Origin of the sequence: Rhizobacter sp. (assembly GCF_035702065.1) — a bacterium.
In the GTDB taxonomy this organism is placed as follows: domain Bacteria; phylum Pseudomonadota; class Gammaproteobacteria; order Burkholderiales; family Burkholderiaceae_C; genus Rhizobacter.
In genome coordinates this window covers 1-18625 of sequence record NZ_DASSRA010000139.1, presented here as the reverse complement: position 1 = coordinate 18625, position 18625 = coordinate 1, and the positions used below count along the sequence as shown (strand labels likewise).

Here is an 18625-nt window from a genome sequence, read left to right as displayed (position 1 = left end):
TGTGTTTCGTCTCCAGGTTCTCGCTGAAGTATTCGGGGATGAGATGGCGCCGGTTCGACGTAGCGTAGATCAGCACGTTGAGCGACGGTTGCGCGAGGCTGCCATCGAGCATTACCTTGAGCGCCTTGTAGCCGGGCTCGCCCTCGTCAAAGCTGAGGTCGTCGCAGAACACGATGAAGCGCTCGGGCCGCGCGGCCACCAGGTCGATGAGGTCGGGCAGGTCGGTGAGATCGGCCTTGTCCACCTCGATCAGCCGCAGGCCCTGGGGCGAGAACTCGTTCAGGCAGGCCTTGATGAGCGAGCTTTTCCCCGTGCCGCGGGCGCCGGTCAGCAAGACATTGTTTGCTGCACGACCATTCACAAATTGTTCCGTGTTGCGCAGCAAACGCTCCTTCTGCGGTTCGACCTCCACCAGCGACGACAAGCGGATCGACGCCACATGGCGCACCGGTTCGAGCAGGCCGGACCCGGCCCGCTTGCGGTATCGAAAGGCCACCGAGGCCGACCAGTCAGGCGCCTGCAAAGCGTGTGGCAGCGCGGCTTCCAGCCGGGTGACGAGGTTCTCGGCGCGGCCGATCAGGTGCAGCAGGGAGTCTTGGAGTGAGGTCATGGAAAAGGGGCGGCCGGCAGGGCCGCGGGCAAGGGAAATGCAGTTTAACGAGGGCCTTCAGGAGGCTAGGGTTTACCAGACAAGGGAAACCGAGAGCCCATAACGCTGCACGGTCGTCCACAATAACTTTGCCTCTTGGTTGTTTGCTTTCAGCTCAGGTTGCGCCCGGCCAGCGCACCGCGGGCCGAAGCAACGGGTGGCACTCCCGGTGGTGGCGGACGCGCCGCCACCGGTGTTCATTCAACCATTGAAGGATTACAGGAGACTCTCTCATGAAACGCATCGCCTCACTGGCCGGCATTGCCCTGGCCTCAGCACTCGCCTGCGGCCAAGCGGCCGCCCAGACCGAACCCATCGTCTTCGTCCACGGCTACAGCGGCAACTCGGGCAACTGGTCGACCATGATCAGCCGCTTCACCGCCAGCGGCTACCCGGCCAACAAGCTGTACGGCTTCAACTACAACTCGCTGCTGATTTCCGACACCGCCAGTGGCGCGCAACTCGCCAGCTACGTGAGCACCGTGCGCGCCCGCCACGGCGGCGAGAAGGTCAGCATCGTCGCCCACTCCAACGGCGGGCTGGTCTCGCGCGCCTTCCGCGTGTTCAACGGCGGCACGGCCCAGATGCGCCGTTTCGTCACCCTCGGCACGCCTCACCTGGGCACGACCACGGCCTACGCCTGCTTCAGCCCGGCCTGCTACGACATGTGGCCTGGCTCGGTGTTCATCCTGAGCCTGGCCGGCCGCGGCTGCGACCGCTCGCTGTGGTCGGCGGTCGACGGGATCATTGTCCCCGCCACCAACGCCCGCTGCGGCAGCAGCACCCAAGTGGCCAGCGTGGACCACCTGTCCCTGCTGACGAACTCCAGCGTCTACAACAGCGTCCGCGCTGCGCTGCGCTAGGCAGCACCCACGCCGGGCGGGCGGCCTGCGCCCCCCGGCGCCTTTGTTCGGATCCACATCATGTCGCCCATCCGATCGAGCCGCCGTGTGGCCCTTCTCATCGCAGTGCTGGGCAGCCTGCTGCTCGCGGCCTGCAAGCCAGCTGTACCGCCCGAGCCGACACCCCCACCCACGGCGCCCGAAGCCATCGCCCTGCTCGATGGCCAGCCGATCCACCGCGACCTGCTCGACGCGATGGCGCGCCAGCGTGGTGGCACCCAGAACCCCTACGACCTGCCCACCACGCCCGCGCCCGCGGCCAGCGCAACAGCCGCTGATCGCCAGGCCATGCTGGACGACCTGGTGGACATCGAACTGCTCGCCCGCAAGGCACGCGAGCGCGGTCTCGACAGGCAGCCCTCGCTGCAGGCCGAGCGCGAGCTGCAGGCCAAGACCATCCTGGCCCAGGCCATGGTGCGCGAACAGATCGCCGGCCTGGAGGTGAGCGATGCCGAGCTGGCAGCGGCCTATGAAGAGCGCGTGCCCCCGAACCAGTTCAAGGTGGCACACATCCTCGTGAAAGATGCCGCCACGGCGCAGACGGTGCTCGATCAGCTGAACCAGGGCAAGCCTTTCGCCGAACTGGCCAGGCGCCATTCCCTCGACACCGGCAGCCGCAAGGACGGTGGCAGCCTCGGCTGGCTGCTGATCGACCAGATGCCCACCGACCTCGCCGCCGCCATCCGCCACCTGAAGCCCGGCCAGCACGCACCCCAGGCCTTGCAGACACCGCAAGGCTTCGAGCTGGTGCAACTCCAGGCGTTGGAGGCCGTGCCCGAGCGCCCCACCCTGCAGACCGCACGCGCCTGGCTGCATCCGCAACTCATTCATGCCAAGGTCGAAGCGCAGCAGCAGCAATGGCGACGCGAAGCGCAGATCCAGGTGACGAACGCGCCATGAGCATCACCTCGCAACGCCTGACCTGGGCCATCGCTTTGGCCACGGCCCTGGGCTGCCTCGCATGGATGCTGTTCGGCGGCGACGACGACTACGCCCCACCGCAGGGCGAAGCGACAAGTCCAATGTCGTCGGCAAGCAGCGCACCCCGCGCCGCCGCAGTGAGGCTGGCCGCCAGCGCCCCGACCAACATCGAAGAAGCCGCCCGCCTGCTCGAACTCGGCGTGGCCGGTGACCTGAGCGTGGACCTGTACACCCGCAGCGCGCTCGACATCCTGCTGGCCTCGCTGGGGCCCGACGCCACTCCGGCCGACCTGGAGCGTCTCGACGCCACGCTGCGCCGCTCCATGCCGGGCGAAGCCGCCACCCAGGCCATGGCTTTGGTGCGCCGCTACGACGCCTACAACCGCGCGGCCAACGCAGAGGCCGCCACGCAGAAGCCGCCCAGCAGCGCAGAAGAGCTGAAAGAGCTGCTGGAAAAGTCGATGGCGCTGCGCCGCCAGCACTTCGACGCGGCCACGGCCCGCGCGCTCTTCGGAGCGGAAGAAGAACAAACGCGCCTCGACCTGGCCATGAACGCCATCCAGGCCGACCCGCGCCTGTCGAGCCAGGAGAAGCTCGCGCAGACCGCCGCCCTGCGCGAGAAGGCCTTGCGCGAAACGCCGAGCTTGCAGACCCCCATCCCGCCGGCCATCGCGGAGATGGACCGGCAGCTGGCCGCCCTGCGTCAGCAAGGCGGCACGCCGGCGCAGGTCGAGCAGCTGCGCGCCAGGTACCTGGGTGAAGAGGCCGCCAGGTCGCTCGCCGAAAGCGATGCGCAGCGCGCCCACTGGGAGTCGCGCTACCAGGCCTACGCCCAGCAGAAGAAGGCCATCGTCGCAGCCGCGCCGTCCGACATGGCCGCCCAGCTCGACAGCGCACTGCGCCAGCACTTCAAGGAAGAAGAGCTGGCCGCTGCCCGTGCTTACGACCGCAACCAGACACCCTGATTCCATGCGAAGCCCACTTGCCTTGCGTTGCCTCTGCGCCTGCCTCGGCGGCTTGCTCATGCACCAGGTCGCTTGCAGCGCCGAACCAACCCTGCCTGCCGGCACCGTGGCGGTGGTCAATGGCCAGCTGCTGTCGCGCCACCTGCTCGACGAGCTGGCACGTGCACGCCAGACCGGCGGCGCGCCACCCGAGATGCAGGAGCGTGGACGCCTGCTCGACGACCTGGTCAACATGGAGCTGCTGAGCCAGCGCGCCAAGGCCCACGGTGTTGCTGCCCGGCCGCAGACGCGCGCCGAGCTGGAACTCTCCGACAAAACCTTGCTGGGCCAGCGCCTGCTGCAGCAGATGGCAGCCGAGATGCAGATCGACGAGGCAGAGTTGCAGGCCCGCTACCGCGCGCTCCCGCCCAACGTGCAGATCGATGCCAGCCACATCCTGGTGAAGGACGAAGCCACGGCGCGCGATCTCATCGCCCAGCTCGGCCGCGGTGCGTCGTTCAGCGCGCTCGCACGCAAGCATTCGCAAGACCCCGAATCGCGCGAACGCGGGGGCGCGCTCGGCCCGCTGCCGGCAGGAGAGCTGGTGCCGGCCTTCGCGGCCGCGGCCCGGGCCTTGAAGCCGGGGCAGGTCGCGCCGGTCCCCGTGCAGACGGAGTTCGGATGGCACGTGATCCGGCTGGCGTCGTTGCGCACCCAGCCGCTGCCCCCGTACGAGAAACTCAAGCCGGGGTTGCGGGACACGATCACGACCGAGCGCTTGCGTGCACAGCTTGCCGAGTGGCGCCGGTCAGCGAAGGTCACGCCTTTGCAGGCGCCTTGATCGGCGCTGCGGCGGGAAGAGGAATCAGGCGCGGACCAGCAGCTGCAGGGCGCCGTCGAGGTGCTCGGTCGGCACGCGCTTGAAGCCCGAGCGGGCATAGCGCTGCAGGCGGCCGACGGCAAAGCCCGTCAGCACCGAAGCCTGTGCATTGGCGTCGACGGTTGGCGTGCTGGAGCCACCGGATTCGGCCGCGAGGCGCAGGCTCTGGCGCAGCTGCGATTCGATGCGGTCGAAGAACTGGTTCATGCGCGAGACGAGGCGCTCGTTCTCGAACACCAGCGCATCGCCCACCATCACGCGCGTCATGCCCGGGTTCTTCTCGCCGAACTGCAGCAGCACGGTGAGGATCTTCTGCGCCTGCGCGCGACCGTCGGACTCGCGTTCGCCGATCTGGTTGACGAGGGTGAAGACACTCTGCTCGATGAACTCGATCAGGCCTTCGAACATCTGTGCCTTGCTGGCGAAGTGGCGGTAGAGCGCCGCTTCGGAGACTTCGAGCTTGGCCGCGAGTGCTGCGGTGGTGATGCGCTCGGCACCCGGTTGCTCCAGCATCGACGCGAGTGTGTGCAGGATCTGCACACGGCGTTCGCCCGGCTTCGGACGCTTGCGACCCGCCGTTTCCGACGCTCCGCTTGCTGGCGCGTTCACTTCGTCGGATTGGGGTGCAGCGTCGTTCATCTCGGCGTGGCTGGTTGTTGTCACAAGAGAAGCAAGGTCCTTAGCGAACGAATTCTTGCATACACATAGGGGGGCTTTTGACAAGCGTGAACACCAACTTCTGGGGTGTTCTTCACACTCTTGCGCACTGAATGAAGGTAGCGACGCATCCAGACCGTGCGCATGCCGACACCGTGTGCCGAACGCTGATGCTGCAAGGTGTCTTCGACCAGCACGCACTGGCTGGGGTGCACCTTCAACCTTGCTGCAATGCAGCGAAACATGCGTGCATCGGGCTTGGGCCGATGGTGGCCGAACATGCTCATGTCTTCGATGCTCATCACGCCGTCGAAGCAGTCGAGCAGGTTCAAGGCCGTGAGCACGCGAAGTGCATACGCGCGCGGAGCGTTGGTGAGGATGAACTTGCGGCCTTTCAGCCGCCGCAGCGCCGCGCGATCGTGCACGCTGCCGCGCACGCGCTCTTCCAGGCCTGGCAGGCGGTGGGTCTCTTCGAGAAAGTGCGCGGCCTTCACCGCGTGGTGGCGCACCAGGCCCAGCAACGTGGCACCGTAGCGCAACCAGTAGTGCTGACGCAGCGCCGAGGCCTCGTCGAGCGACACGCCCACGTGCCGCACGACGTAGTCGGTCATCGCGACATGGAGCTCCTTGAACGAGGCGTGCGATGCGTCGTGCAGCGTGTCGTCCAGGTCGAACAGCCAGACCCGGTTGCGACTGGACATCTCAGTGCGAGCGGATCATGGTGCCGTAGGCTTGCTCGGTCAAAATCTCGAGAAGCATCGCGTGCGGCACGCGGCCGTCGATGATGTGCACCGTGTTCACGCCGTTCTTGGCCGCGTCGAGTGCCGAGGCGATCTTGGGCAGCATGCCGCCGCTGATGGTGCCGTCGGCAAACAGCTCGTCGATCTCGCGGGCCGACAGGTTGGTGAGCAGCTTGCCCTGCTTGTCGAGCACGCCGGGGATGTTGGTCAGCATCACCAGCTTCTCGGCCTTCAGCACCTCGGCCAGCTTGCCGGCCACCACGTCGGCGTTGATGTTGTAGTTCTCGTTCTCGGCACCGAAGCCGAGCGGCGAAATGACGGGAATGAACTGGTCATCCTGCAGCGCCTTCACCACGCTCGGGTCGATGGACTCGATCTCGCCCACCTGGCCCACGTCGTGCACCTTGTTCGGGTCCTTCTGGTCGACGAGCTTGAGCTTGTGCGCGCGGATCAGCCCGCCGTCGCGCCCGGTCAGGCCCACGGCCTTGCCGCCGGCCACGTTGATCAGGCCCACGATGTCTTGCTGCACCTGGCCGGCCAGCACCCACTCGACCACTTCCATGGTCTCCTCATCAGTGACGCGCATGCCCTGGATGAAGGTGCCCTTCTTGCCGATCTTGGCCAGCGCGTCTTCGATCTGCGGGCCGCCGCCGTGCACCACCACCGGGTTCATGCCGACCAGCTTGAGCAGCACCACGTCTTCGGCAAAGTCCTGCTGCAGGGCCGGGTCGGTCATGGCGTTGCCACCGTACTTGATCACGATCGTCTTGCCGTGGAACTTGCGGATGTAGGGCAGCGCCTGCGCCAGGATCTCGGCCTTGTCGCGCGGGGCGATGTTGGCCAGCTCGGCGGTGTGGGTGTGGGGAACGGCGGGGGGCTCGTTGGTCATGGCGGCGGCATCCGGCGGAGTTGAATGCGGCAAATTGTAGGGGTCGGTCAAACGGACGAGCCGTCCTCCTACACAAGCCAGCCCAACCCGCTGCGACACTCGGTTGGTATGCATCCGCCGCTCCGCACTCGCCTGCTGTTAGCCACCTGGCTGTGCATGGCGGCAGGCCCGGCTCTGGCGGCCGACGAAGAAGCCCCTCCACCGCCGCCCGCCCCGGAAGCCGTCCCCGCGCGCGCACTCACCACCGCACCCGAAGTGCCCGACCCGACGTACATCGAGATCGAGTCCATCGACAACTCGCTGAGTTCGATCCCGCGACGCATCGAGACCACGCTCGACTCCTGGCAGGAGTTCCTCGACCTGCTGGTGATCCAGGCCCTGGGCCCCAACCCGGAGCGCCGCTACCGCGTGTTCGGCCAGCGCAAGACGGTGGACCTGGGCAAGCGCTGGACGCTCGCACTGGACGAGCGCCCCACGGGCCGGCTCGACACCGCGGGCAACGGCATCCCCGCCGCCGGCCAGCCTTCGCGCACCTACGAGATCCTGCACGACGGCAACATCAACGACCTGCGCTTCTACAACCAGCTCGACGGCGCCGGGCGCGAGAACGGTGGCTCGGTCGTCACCACCATCGCGCCGGGCTGGTTGCTCAACACGCACGGCTTCAAGCTGCACGACGACATGATCGGCGTCGACCGCACCGATGGCCAGGTCGGCTTGCGCGTGGGCTCAACCGAGCTGTGGGTCGAGGGTTTCGCGCGCTACGCCCAGCTCGAAGACAAGGACCGGCGCGAGAACTGGGTCGACCCCAAACCCAGCGCCTACTTCGGCGGGGCGCAGGTGCAGTGGGAGGCCCTGCCCGGCCTCAGCCTCACCGCCCAGCACCAGCGCGCCATCCAACCCGACATGCTGCCTGGCGATGAGCGCCTGGCCGGACCGCGCACCGACTTCGGCGCCGACTGGCGGCCCGACGGCTTCGGCGGCCCGCGCTTCTACTGGCGCGAGGCACCGCAGCTGAGCCTGCTGTCATCGGGCGGCCTGGAAGAACGGACCACCTACAAGCGCGTGGTCGGCGCCGAGGTGCCCGAAGGCTCGCCCGACGGGCTGGTCTACGCGCAGGTGCGCCACCAGAGCCTGGTCGACGAGCACGATGCGCTGCTGGTCGTAGGCTGGCGGCACACCGAGGAGTTCGCGCCCACCTGGCGGGTGCAGACGCTCATCGAGTCGGGCATCCCGATTGCGGGTGACAGCGCCGTCAAGTCCAACACGGTCGACGTGCGCCTGGTCAACAACGCCTACCCCGACCACCTGTTCCTGGCCGAGGTGCAGGCAGTGCGCACGCCAGTGCTGGACAGCGGCTACGCCAGCCTCGACTACACCAAGCGCATCACCAGCAACAGCCTCGTCACCTCGCGCGTCGCCGCCACGGCCACGCGGCCGCACGACCGGCCCACCGACGTCCCGCTCAATGCCGGCGAGGTGTCGCTGGGCTGGGGCTGGCAGGAACCGAGCGAGCGCCACTTCAGCAACTTCTGGCGCTACACCGGACTGGGCCGCGACGCGCTCGTCGAGGGCAACGTGCAGCCGGGCGTGGCCGACCGCGTCGCCAACATCCTGCAGACCGAATTCGATTGGCGCAGCAGCGAACGATGGAGCTGGATCCTGCATGCCGGCCGCCGCTGGGACCGCGACGATTCCTTCGACGAAGGGCGCATGCGCACCACCAACGTGATCACGCTGCGCCCCACCTACAAGCTGACCGAGCGGTGGGACTTCAGCTTTCACGGCGCACGCCGCAGCGACAGCGCCCAGGGCGCACAGAACGGCTTTGGTGCGCAGCTCAGCGTGAAGCTCAACCACAAGATCGTGCTCGCGCTGGGCTACAACCCCCAGGGCTTCGACGACGGCGAGCTGGCCCAGGACGACCGCCTGAAGCAGGGCGTGACCGCGCGGCTGTACATCCCCGTCGAGGCCACGCTCACGCACTGGCTCAAGCCCCCGGCGCCACCGCCCGGGGTCGAGCCGCGTTGATCACAAGCCTTGGTTGGGCTTGATGAGGTACTTCTCGCCCGTGGCCTGCTTGCCGTAGACGTTGATCGCTTCCAGCGACAGCGCCTCGGCCAACGAGACCTCGCGGGTGTAGTGGCTGGCAAAGGTGGTCTTCAGCTCGGCCGCCACGCGCTCGCGCAGGCGCTGCGCATCGGCAAAGCCGATCTTCTGCAGGAAGGGCGTCAGCAACCAGCCGCCCACGCCCCAGGCCATGCCGAAGGAGCGGTTGAACTCCGTCGGGCCGCGGTCCAGGCCGCCGTAGATGTAGACCTGCTTGTGCACCGCCGAGCCGTAGCGGCTGTATTCCTTCGCCGTGGCGTTGATCGCAGCTTCCATGCAGGTGAGGATCTGGCCGGCCAGCTTGCCGCCGCCGATGGCGTCGAAGGCCAGCGTGGCGCCGGTCTCGATCAGCGCCTTGGTCAGGTCTTCCATGAAGCTCGGGCTGCTCGAGTTCACGATGTACTTGGCGCCGAGCTTCTTGAGGATCTCTTCCTGCTCGGGCTTGCGCACGATGTTCACGAGCGCGATGCCGTCCTTCATGCAGATCTTGTTGAGCATCTGCCCGAGGTTGGAGGCCGCTGCCGTGTGCACCAGCGCCTTGTGGCCTTCGCGGCGCATCACCTCGGTCATCGACAGCGAGGTCAGCGGGTTGACGAAGCACGAGGCGCCTTCGGCCGCAGTGGTGCCTTCGGGGAGCACCATGCACTGCACGGCCTTCATGGCGCGGTATTGGGCGTACATCGCGCCACCGACCATGCCCACGGTCTTGCCCAGCAGCGCCTGCGCAGCGGGGGAAGAACCCGCCTTGACGACCACGCCCGCGCCTTCGTTGCCCACGGGCATCGACTCATCGAGGCGCGCGGCCAGGCCGCGCATCATCTTCTCGGGCACGGTGGCGGTCACGACGGGGAGCGCCTTGGTGCCGGAGACCTTGGCGGTGCTCATGTCGGCCAGGCCAAACAGCAGCGCCAGGTCGGATGGGTTGATGGGCGTGGCGTCCACGCGCACCAGCACCTCGTCGTCCTTCGGTTCGGGCACGGGCACGCTTTGCAGCGACAGCTCCAGCTCGCCGCTCTTCTTGACGAGCGAGCGCAGTTGCAAGGCGGTGGCGGGGATGGTCTGGCTCATGGCGTTGTCTCCTCGTAGGCAGGGTGCCGGAATGAAAGCCGGCAGTGTAGATCGCACGACCGTGCGACGGTGTCACCTAGGCGCAGGGCTCACAGCGCGCAGGGGTACCGTGCGGCGCACCAGCGCCACCGGCTGCTCTGTGGCACTCACACGCGCGCGCAGCTGGCCGCAGCCGCCGTCCACATCCTGGCCCGCGGAATGGCGCAGCTTGGTCAGCACGCCGCGCCGGTGCAGGTGGCGCGCGATGGCCGCCGCCTTCTCCCACGAGGGGCGCTGGTAGGGCAGCCCGTCGACGTGATTGAAGGGGATCATGTTCATCACCGCGTACTTGCCTTTGAGCAGGCGCACGATGCCGTCGAGCTCGTCTTCGCCGTCGTTGATGCCTTCGAGCAGCGTCCACTGGTACTGGATGGGGTAGTGCGTGAGGCGGGCGTAACGCTCGCCCTCCTCCACCAGCTCGGCCGGGTCGAAGCGCGGCGCGCGCGGCAGCAGTTCAGCACGCAGCGCGGGCTTGGTGGAGTGCAGCGAGAGCGCCAGCGCCGGCTTCACCACCTGCTGCGGCAGGCGCTCGAAGACACGCGCATCGCCCACGGTCGAGAACACCAGGTTCTTGTGGCCGATGGAGCCGCCCGCACCGAGCAGGTCGATGGCTTCGAGCACGTTGTCGAGGTTGTGGGCCGGCTCGCCCATGCCCATGAACACCACCTTCTTGACCGCGCGGCGCGTGCGCGCCAGCGCCACCTGGGCCACGATCTCGGCGCTGCCGAGCTGGCGCAGCAGGCCGCTCTGACCGGTCATGCAGAACACGCAGCCGACCGCGCAACCCACCTGGGTGGAGACGCACAGGCCATCGCGCGGGAGCAGCACGCTCTCCACCGTCTGGCCGTCGGCCAGCTCGACCAGCAGGCGGGCCGAGCCGTCTTCGCCTGGGTGCTCGGCGCGCAGGCGCGCGAGGGCTTGCAGGTCGTTCAGCAGCTCGGGCAAGGCGGCACGCACACCCTGTGGGATGAAGTCTTCTTGCCGCCTGCGGCCACTGTCTTGCGGCATGGCCTGCGCCCACAGGCGCAGCACCCGCTGCTCGTGGGAGGGCTTGGCGCCAGCGGCCCGCAGGCGCTGGCGGATGTCTTCGATGCGCATGGCCCGGATTGTCGGTCAGCGGGGAGCGGCCGTGGGCGCTTGCATGCCGGACTGCAACTCGATCAGGCTCTGCTTGCTCACCACGATGATCCCGCGGCGCGGGCGGTCGAGATCGAGGATCACGAACACCAGCGCCGCCACGAGCACCAGCATGGCGAAGCTGATCGCCGTGGGCCGCTCGCCGTTTACGCCTGAGCTGTAGCCCACGCCGAGGCTGGCCACCAGCAGCGTGAGGAACAGCAGGAACAGCACCAGTTCGGGCACGTGCCGGTCGAGGCCGGCTTCGCGCCGGCTGTAGCTGTCGATCATTTCATTGAGCGCCTGCACGAAGAGGCCCGAGGTGGCGGGCTTGGGGTCGGCCTCGGTCGCACGCCGCGCCTGGTCCCACAGGGTGTTCTGCAGCTGGAGGGCCGTGCGCGCCAGGGCGTTGCTCTCGGCCTGCTGCCTGGCACTGAGCGCACTGTCGCGCACCCGGTTGTCCACATAGTCGCGCAAGACCGCCTGCACCTCGCCCCGCAGCGGCATGGGCAACAGCTGTGTGCGCAGGAAGGTGGTGCCGATGGCGTTGGCCTCGTCCACGACGGCGTCGCTGCGGCTGTCGTAGCGCTGCAGCGCCAGCGAAAAGGTGAACGCGAGCAGCAGCGCCAGGATGCCCAGGATCGAGCCCTGCACGGTGCTGATCTGCGACCGCGAGGCTTCGTTGGCCACATCCTTGCGCCGCAAGCCGAGGCGGTAGCCCAGCTCGACGGCCACCAGCATGGTGAGGAAGAGTACGGCGGTGATCGGGCCGCCGTTGATGTCGTACAGGATCTCTCCGTTCATCGTCAGAAGTGAATGCCCCGCATCATCTGCTGCAAGGCCATGGCCTCGGGTGACAGCGTGGGCTTGGCGCTCTTGTCGCCCTTGGCCGCCGAGCTGTCGGGGAACATGCGGAAGCTGGTGTTCATCACGATCTGCGCCACGCGCGGGAGCAGCGCATGCAGCACCTCGCCCGAGATGCCGAGGCGGGTGGCGATGCGCACCGGCTTGTCGACGCAGGCCTCGGCGATCATGTCGGCGGCCTCTTCGGGCGCCAGCGTGGGCACGTTCTTGTAGATCTGCGTCGGCGCGATCATGGGCGTGCGCACCAGCGGCATGTTGATGGTGGTGAAGGTGATGCCGGTGTCGGCGTATTCGCTCGACGCGCAGCGCGTCCAGGCGTCGAGCGCGGCCTTGCTGGCCACGTAGGCGGAGAAGCGCGGTGCGTTGGTCAGCACGCCGATGGAGCTGATGTTGACGATGTGGCCGCGCTTCTTGGCCACCATGCCCGGCAGCAGGCCCATGGTCACGCGCAGGCAGCCGAAGTAGTTGAGCTGCATGGTGCGCTCGAAGTCGTGGAAGCGGTCGTAGCTGCTCTCGATGGCACGCCGGATCGAGCGGCCGGCGTTGTTGATGAGGAAGTCGACGCCGCCGTAGGTTTCGTTCAGCCAGTCGATCAGGTCCTTGCAGCTCGCCTCGTCGGCGATGTCGGCCGAGAAGGTGGCCACCGTCGCGTCCTTGCCGGCCGCGGCGAGGATCTCCTTCTTGGCATCGGCCAGCTTGGCTTCGTCGCGTGCGCAGATCACGGTGATGGCACCCGCTTGCGCAAACTTGATGGCCGCCGCCAAACCGATGCCCGAGGAGCCCCCGGTCACCAGCACCACCTTGCCGGCGACCGTGCCACGCAGGCTGCGGTCGACGCCCAGGGCCGGGTCGAGGTGGCGCTCCCAGTAGTCCCACAGACGCCAGGCGTAGCTCGGCAGCCTGGGACATTCGATGCCGCTGCCCTTGAGCGCGGCGAGCGAATCGCGGCAATCGAAGCGCGTCGGGTAGTTGATGAAGGTCAAGATGTCTTCGGGCAGGCCCAGATCCTTCATCACGGCCTTGCGCACCCGGCGCACCGGCGCCAGGGCCATCAGCCCCTTCTTCACGCTCTTGGGGATGAAGCCGAGCAGCGCGGCGTTGATGAAGAGGTTCATCTTGGGCGCGTGCGCCGCCTTGCTGAAGACGTCGAGCACGTCGCCCACGCGGTAGCCCTCGGGGTCGACGAGGTGGAAGCACTTCTTGTTGAGATCGGCCTTGCTGTGGCTGATGTGGTCGAGCGCGGCCACCACGAAGTCCACCGGCACGATGTTGATGCGCCCGCCTTCCAGGCCCACGCTGGGCATCCACGGCGGCAGGATCTGGCGCATGCGCTGGATCAATTTGAAGAAGTAGTACGGGCCGTCGATCTTGTCCATCTCGCCGGTCTGCGAGTCGCCCACCACCAGCGCGGGGCGGTAGACCGTCCAGGGCACCTTGCTCTCCTTGCGCACGATCTTCTCGCTCTCGTGCTTGGTCATGAAGTACGGGTGGACGAGGTTCTCGGCCTCGTCGAACATGTCTTCGCGGAACACGCCTTCGTACAGGCCGGCGGCGGCAATGCTGCTCACGTGGTGCAGGTGGCCGGCCTCGATCGCCTTGGCGAACTCGACCACGTTGCGCGTGCCTTCGATGTTGACCTGCACCTGCGACTCTTCGTCGGCCTTGAGGTCGTACACCGCCGCCAGGTGGTACACGTGGTCGATGTGGCCCTTGAGCTGCTTGAGCGCGTCGGCCGAGACACCCAGCTTCTTGGTCGTGAGGTCGCCGTACACGGGCACCGCGCGCGCCGCGCTCACGCCCCAGTACTCGCGCAGGCCGGCCAGCTTGCTCTCGCTCTCGGGGCGCATCAGGAAGTGCACCGTCGTGCCGCGCCGCTGCAGCAGGGTCTTGACGAGTCGCTTGCCGATGAAGCCGGTGGCGCCGGTGACGAAATACTGCATGCGTTCCTCCTGTTGGGGTGGGCGGATTGTGGTTTCGTCCGCATTCTTCATCAAGGCTGCGCGGGGCTTGCTGGGCTTTACCCCGAGTGGCCCATAGAGATACGCCACTAGAGAAACCCGATGCGCGCGGCGGGTGCCGCTCCTATAGTGCGCCCATGCTGCTCACCTCCCGGAGCGGTTTTCAACCCACCCACAGGAACAAGACCATGGTCAAGAAACTCAAGCAGATGGCTGACAAGAAAACCGCCTCCGCCGCCAACCTCCTCGACAGCCAGTTCGCCAGCACCGTGAAAGACTCGGCCCAGCAGATCTGGCTCGCCGGCCTGGGCGCCTTCTCCAAGGCACAGGAAGAAGGCGGCAAGGTGTTCGAGGCCCTGGTCAAGGAAGGCGTGACGCTGCAGAAGAAGACCCAGAGCGTCGCCGAAGACAAGCTCAACGAAGTGGCCAGCAAGATGAGCGGCATGGCCGGCGACGTGACGGCCAAGGCCGGCCAGCACTGGGACAAGCTCGAGTCCATCTTCGAGGAGCGCACCGCCAAGGCGCTGGCCAAGCTGGGCGTGCCCAGCGCGAAAGACGTGGCCTCGCTCACCAAGCGCATCGACGAGCTGAGCGCCCAGGTCGCCAAGCTGGGCGGCAAAGCGCCGGCCAAGACCGCGGCCAAGGCCCCCGCCAAGACGGCCACCAAGACCGCTGCCAAGCGCGCACCGCGCAAGACCGCCTGAAGCCTCACTCCCACATGAAAAATGGGGCGCCGCGGCGCCCCTTTTTCATTCAACCCACGTCAGGACCGTTGCCAGCGCGCGTTGGCTTCCATGAAGGTGCTGACGCTGCCTTCCTCGATCTGCAGGCGGTCGCTGTCCTGGAAGACCGAGAGGCGTGACTCTGCCGTGCGGCGCCGGTCGTGGGCGCGGCCGTGCCTGATGAGCGCGTCGGTGAGTCGGGCCCGCAGCGCCGCCAGGCTGCCCTGCGACCAGTCGGACACCACGGTTTCGAGCTGCGACAGCGCGCGCTTCAACACCTCGGGCGGCAGCTCGTCGAGCGCATTCAGGCCGTGCTTGCCCAGCGCCTTCTCCAGCACCCACAAGGGCACCAGCACCGTGCGCGAGGAGGCATGGCGATCGAGCACACCCTTCAGTGCCGCCTTGAGACGCGCCGCCTCGGAGGTGTCGGCCTTGTTCTTGCGCTTGATGCCGGCGATGTGCTCCACCGGGTCTTCGAGCAGGGAGAGGGGGTCTTCCTTCTTGCGCTGCAGGCGAAGCCACAGGCTCTTGAGCTGAACCAGCAGGCCGGGTGATGCGGGCTTGGCTGGCCGGGCGGGTTTGCCCTTCTGGGTGTCGCGGCTCATGGGGAGGAAAACCTCGTTCGGAATCGACCCGAGGATCGTGCCATGGCGCCTGCACCCGGTCACGCGCACGAGTGCGCCAGAACTGTCGACTATCTGGCAATTCCGCCCGGTTCAGAGCTTGCCGGGCCACAGCCACAACACGGCTGCCGTCATCACCACATAGCGGCCGAACTTGCCGATCGCCATGTACATCACGCTGGGCCAGAAGGGCATGCGCAACCAGCCGGCCACGGCGCACAGCGGATCGCCGACAAACGGCAGGAAGGACAGCAGGCAGGCGCGCGGGCCGAAGCGGCGCAACCAAGTGAGCGCGCGCGCCTCGTGCGGCTGGTGCTCGGCGATCTTCTCGTAGGCGCGCTCTGCGCCGTAACCCATCCACCAGGTGAAGGCGCCGCCCAGCGTGTTGCCCACGGTGGCCACGACCATCGCCGGCCAGAACATCTCGGGGTTGAGCTTGAGGAAGCCCAGCACCGCCACTTCGGAGCCGAGCGGCAGCAAGGTGGCCGACAGAAAGGCCACGAGGAAGACCGTGCTCAAGCCATATTGCGGCAGGGCCAGCAGCGCCAGCAGGGACTCGATCCAGTCGTTCATTTCGATTGATTATGCGAGGGAGCTCATCGCTGCCGAGCGCACTTCGCCGGGGCTATACTCTGCCTCCTTTTTGAGCAGCGCCTCCCGCGTCCCCCCACTCTCCCCGCGCCATGCACATCGGCCACATTCCTCTGGCGAACCGCCTGTTCGCCGCCCCGATGGCGGGCGTCACCGACAGGCCGTTCCGCCAGCTGTGCAAGCGCCTGGGCGCGGGCTACGCGGTGAGTGAAATGGTCACTTCGCGCAAGGACTTGTGGACGAGCCTCAAGACCTCGCGCCGCGCCAACCACGAGGGCGAAGTGGCCCCCATCGCGGTGCAGATCGCCGGCACCGAGCCGGCCATGATGGCCGAGGCCGCGGCCTACAACATCGACCGCGGCGCGCAGATCATCGACATCAACATGGGCTGCCCGGCCAAGAAGGTGTGCACCAAGTGGGCCGGCTCGGCGCTGATGCAGGACGAGCCGCTGGCGCTCGCCATCGTCGAGGCCGTGGTCGCCGCCTGCGCACCGAAGAACGTGCCGGTCACGCTCAAGATGCGCACCGGCTGGTGCGATGCCGAACGCAACGCGGTGCGCATCGCGCGCGCCGCCGAGAGCGCCGGCGTGGCCATGGTCACCGTGCACGGCCGCACGCGCGAACAAGGCTACAAGGGCGAAGCCGAGTACGACACCATTGCCGCGGTGAAGGCCGCGCTGCACATCCCGGTGGTGGCCAACGGCGACATCGACAGCCCCGAGAAGGCGCGCGAGGTGCTGGCCCGCACCGGTGCCGACGCGATCATGATCGGCCGCGCCGCGCAAGGCCGGCCATGGATCTTCCGCGAGATCGCGCACTACCTGGAGACCGGCGAGCACCTGCCCGCGCCCGAGGTGCAGCAGGCCAAGCAGTGGCTGCTCGAGCACCTGCACGAGCACTACGGTCTGTACGGCGAATATGCCGGCGTGCGCACCGCCCGCAAGCACATCGGCTGGGCCGTTCGCGCCCTGCCCGGCGGCGAAGACTTTCGCGCCTTCATGAACACGCTCGACACCTGCGACACGCAGGTGCGGGCCGTGACCGACTGGTTTGATCAACTGGCCGACACCCATCACCGGCTGCCAGCCACACGCCAGGCAGCCAATGACAACCTCATAGAACAAGAAGCATGAGCCAACAAGAATCAAGTCAAGAACGGGCCGCCGCGCCGGGCCGCCCCAAGCAAGGCCCGACCCTCTCGGAGGGTCGCTCGCCGTACTCGGTGAGCGGGGTGCTGTCATGAGCAAAAAACATATCGAAGAATGCGTCAGGGACAGCCTGGAGGCGTACTTCAAGGACCTGCGCGGCGTGGAGCCGACGGCCATGTACGACATGATCCTCAAGGTTGTGGAGAAGCCGCTGCTCGACGTCGTGATGAAGCACGCCGACGGCAACCAGAGCCGCGCCGCCGAATGGCTGGGCATCAACCGCAACACGCTGCGGCGCAAGCTGCTCGACCACAAGCTCGTCAAGTGACCTGCGACGCAGGTCATCCCGGCGAAGGCCGGGATCTAGAAACTGCCACCAGTGGATCCCGGCGTCCGCCGGGATGACACTTCAGAGAAAGCCTCTCACCTATGCAAGCCCTGATTTCCGTATCCGACAAGACCGGCGTGCTCGACTTCGCGCGCGAGCTGCACGCGCTCGGCGTGAAGCTGCTCTCCACCGGCGGCACCGCCAAGCTGCTGGCCGACGCCGGTCTGCCCGTCACCGAGGTGGCCGACCACACCGGCTTCCCCGAGATGCTCGACGGCCGCGTGAAGACGCTGCACCCCACCATCCACGGCGGCCTGCTGGCGCGGCGCGACCTGCCCGAGCACATGGCGGCCATCCAGAAGCACAAGATCTCGACCATCGACATCCTGTGCGTGAACCTGTACCCCTTCGAAGCGACGGTGGCCAAGCCCGGCTGCACCCTCGAAGACGCGATCGAGAACATCGACATCGGTGGCCCGGCCATGGTGCGCTCCGCCGCCAAGAACTGGAAAGACGTGGCCGTGCTGACCGACGCCTCGCAGTACGCCGGCGTGATCGCCGAGCTGAAGGCGAACAAGGCAGTGGGCAAGGAGACCAAGTTCGCGCTGTCGGTGGCCGCCTTCAACCGCATCTCGAACTACGACGCCGCCATCAGCGACTACCTCTCGTCGCTGCAGGCCGACGGCACGCGCGCCGCGTACCCGGCGCAGAGCAATGGCCGCTTCGTCAAGCTGCAAGACCTGCGCTATGGCGAGAACCCGCACCAGACTGCCGCCTATTACCGCGACCTGCACCCGGCTCCGGGTTCGCTCGTCACCGGCAAGCAGCTGCAGGGCAAGGAGCTCTCGTACAACAACATCGCCGATGCCGACGCCGCCTGGGAGTGCGTGAAGAGCTTTGACACGCCGGCCTGCGTGATCGTCAAGCACGCCAACCCCTGTGGCGTGGCACTCGGTGCCAACGCGGCCGAAGCCTATGCCAAGGCCTTCAAGACCGACCCGACCTCGGCCTTCGGCGGCATCATCGCCTTCAACACCGAGGTCGATGGCGCCACCGCCGAGCACGTGGCCAAGCAGTTCATGGAGGTGCTGATCGCCCCGGCTTTCACTGCCGACGCGCTGGCCATCTTCGCGGCCAAGAAGAACGTGCGCGTGCTGCAGATCGCGCTGCCCAAGGGCGGTGCCACCGCCTGGGAGCAGGGCCGCAACGCGCAGGACGTGAAGCGCATCGGCTCGGGCCTCCTGATCCAGAGCGCCGACAACCACGAGCTGAAGCTCTCCGACCTGAAGGTCGTCACCAAGGCCCAGCCCACCCCGCAGCAGCTGCAGGACATGCTGTTCGCCTGGACGGTGGCCAAGTACGTGAAGAGCAACGCCATCGTCTTCTGTGCCGGCGGCATGACGCTGGGCGTGGGCGCGGGCCAGATGAGCCGGCTCGACTCGGCCCGCATCGCCGGCATCAAGGCCGAAGCCGCGGG

19 protein-coding genes are annotated in these 18625 nt (G+C 67.3%); 9 read left to right on the top strand and 10 right to left on the bottom strand.

Annotated features, from left to right (window positions below; genetic code table 11):
- On the bottom strand, positions 1-610 hold a 610-nt coding region (locus VFL64_RS06490), incomplete at its 3' end, for an ATP-binding protein (RefSeq protein WP_489539562.1).
- A gap of 272 nt (positions 611-882) precedes the next feature.
- On the opposite strand from VFL64_RS06490, the gene VFL64_RS06485 reads away from it, so the two are divergent.
- Genes VFL64_RS06485 through VFL64_RS06470 form a run of 4 tightly spaced genes read left to right on the top strand, consistent with a single transcriptional unit; the run spans position 883 to position 4257 of the window.
- A complete protein-coding gene (locus VFL64_RS06485) occupies positions 883-1512 on the top strand; it encodes a lipase family alpha/beta hydrolase (protein WP_489539561.1) in 630 nt (209 codons plus the stop codon).
- Positions 1513-1572: 60 nt separating this feature from the next.
- The gene (locus VFL64_RS06480; RefSeq protein ID WP_489539560.1) at positions 1573-2451 is read left to right on the top strand and encodes a peptidylprolyl isomerase; all 879 of its coding nucleotides are present in this window, start codon (positions 1573-1575) and stop codon (positions 2449-2451) included.
- Entirely contained in the window at positions 2448-3437 is a 990-nt protein-coding gene (locus VFL64_RS06475) for a lipase secretion chaperone (RefSeq protein WP_489539559.1), read from the top strand. The genes VFL64_RS06480 and VFL64_RS06475 overlap by 4 nt, the downstream gene beginning before the upstream one ends.
- Positions 3438-3441: 4 nt before the next feature.
- Complete coding sequence (locus VFL64_RS06470) at positions 3442-4257, top strand: peptidylprolyl isomerase (RefSeq protein ID WP_489539558.1); 816 nt, start codon at positions 3442-3444, stop codon at positions 4255-4257.
- 24 nt (positions 4258-4281) lie between these two features.
- On the opposite strand, the gene slmA is transcribed toward VFL64_RS06470, so the two are convergent.
- The 3 genes from slmA to argB are packed head-to-tail and all read right to left on the bottom strand — an operon-like array spanning position 4282 to position 6582.
- Positions 4282-4935: a nucleoid occlusion factor SlmA gene (gene slmA, locus VFL64_RS06465; RefSeq protein WP_489539557.1), complete on the bottom strand. Its 654-nt coding sequence runs from the start codon at positions 4933-4935 to the stop codon at positions 4282-4284.
- Between the two features lie 20 nt (positions 4936-4955).
- On the bottom strand, positions 4956-5654 hold the full coding sequence (locus VFL64_RS06460; protein ID WP_489539556.1) for a pyrimidine 5'-nucleotidase: 699 nt from the start codon (positions 5652-5654) through the stop codon (positions 4956-4958).
- A gap of 1 nt (position 5655) precedes the next feature.
- Positions 5656-6582 carry an acetylglutamate kinase gene (gene argB, locus VFL64_RS06455; protein WP_489539555.1) on the bottom strand — a complete coding sequence of 309 codons (927 nt, stop codon included), beginning with the start codon at positions 6580-6582 and terminating at the stop codon, positions 5656-5658.
- 108 nt (positions 6583-6690) lie between these two features.
- Between argB and VFL64_RS06450 the strand changes: the two genes are divergently transcribed.
- Positions 6691-8613, top strand: coding sequence for a hypothetical protein (locus VFL64_RS06450; RefSeq protein WP_489539554.1), 1923 nt, complete (start codon positions 6691-6693; stop codon positions 8611-8613).
- On the opposite strand, the gene VFL64_RS06445 is transcribed toward VFL64_RS06450, so the two are convergent.
- From VFL64_RS06445 to VFL64_RS06430, 4 genes are all read right to left on the bottom strand, one after another.
- Positions 8614-9759, bottom strand: a complete 1146-nt coding sequence (locus tag VFL64_RS06445) for a zinc-binding dehydrogenase (RefSeq protein ID WP_489539553.1) — start codon at positions 9757-9759, stop codon at positions 8614-8616.
- Positions 9760-9831: 72 nt separating this feature from the next.
- Positions 9832-10896, bottom strand: a complete 1065-nt coding sequence (locus tag VFL64_RS06440; protein ID WP_489539552.1) for an RNA methyltransferase — start codon at positions 10894-10896, stop codon at positions 9832-9834.
- Between the two features lie 15 nt (positions 10897-10911).
- On the bottom strand, positions 10912-11718 hold the full coding sequence (locus tag VFL64_RS06435; protein ID WP_489539551.1) for a bestrophin-like domain: 807 nt from the start codon (positions 11716-11718) through the stop codon (positions 10912-10914).
- 2 nt (positions 11719-11720) lie between these two features.
- Positions 11721-13718, bottom strand: a complete 1998-nt coding sequence (locus VFL64_RS06430; protein ID WP_489539550.1) for an SDR family oxidoreductase — start codon at positions 13716-13718, stop codon at positions 11721-11723.
- Between the two features lie 206 nt (positions 13719-13924).
- On the opposite strand from VFL64_RS06430, the gene VFL64_RS06425 reads away from it, so the two are divergent.
- Positions 13925-14440, top strand: coding sequence for a phasin family protein (locus VFL64_RS06425; RefSeq protein WP_489539549.1), 516 nt, complete (start codon positions 13925-13927; stop codon positions 14438-14440).
- Positions 14441-14499: 59 nt separating this feature from the next.
- Here VFL64_RS06425 and VFL64_RS06420 read toward each other — a convergent pair whose 3' ends face one another.
- On the bottom strand, positions 14500-15063 hold the full coding sequence (locus VFL64_RS06420; protein ID WP_489539548.1) for a hypothetical protein: 564 nt from the start codon (positions 15061-15063) through the stop codon (positions 14500-14502).
- Between the two features lie 111 nt (positions 15064-15174).
- Positions 15175-15654 (bottom strand): YqaA family protein, encoded by a 480-nt coding sequence (locus VFL64_RS06415; RefSeq protein WP_489539547.1) that lies wholly within the window; start codon positions 15652-15654, stop codon positions 15175-15177.
- 110 nt (positions 15655-15764) lie between these two features.
- Here VFL64_RS06415 and dusB point away from each other — a divergent pair, with 110 nt between their 5' ends.
- The 3 genes from dusB to purH all read left to right on the top strand — a co-directional run.
- Entirely contained in the window at positions 15765-16805 is a 1041-nt protein-coding gene (dusB, locus tag VFL64_RS06410; protein WP_489539546.1) for a tRNA dihydrouridine synthase DusB, read from the top strand.
- 106 nt (positions 16806-16911) lie between these two features.
- Positions 16912-17148: a Fis family transcriptional regulator gene (locus VFL64_RS06405; protein WP_201811495.1), complete on the top strand. Its 237-nt coding sequence runs from the start codon at positions 16912-16914 to the stop codon at positions 17146-17148.
- 101 nt (positions 17149-17249) lie between these two features.
- Positions 17250-18625: bifunctional phosphoribosylaminoimidazolecarboxamide formyltransferase/IMP cyclohydrolase (purH, locus tag VFL64_RS06400; RefSeq protein ID WP_489539545.1), on the top strand; the 1376-nt coding region annotated here is incomplete at its 3' end.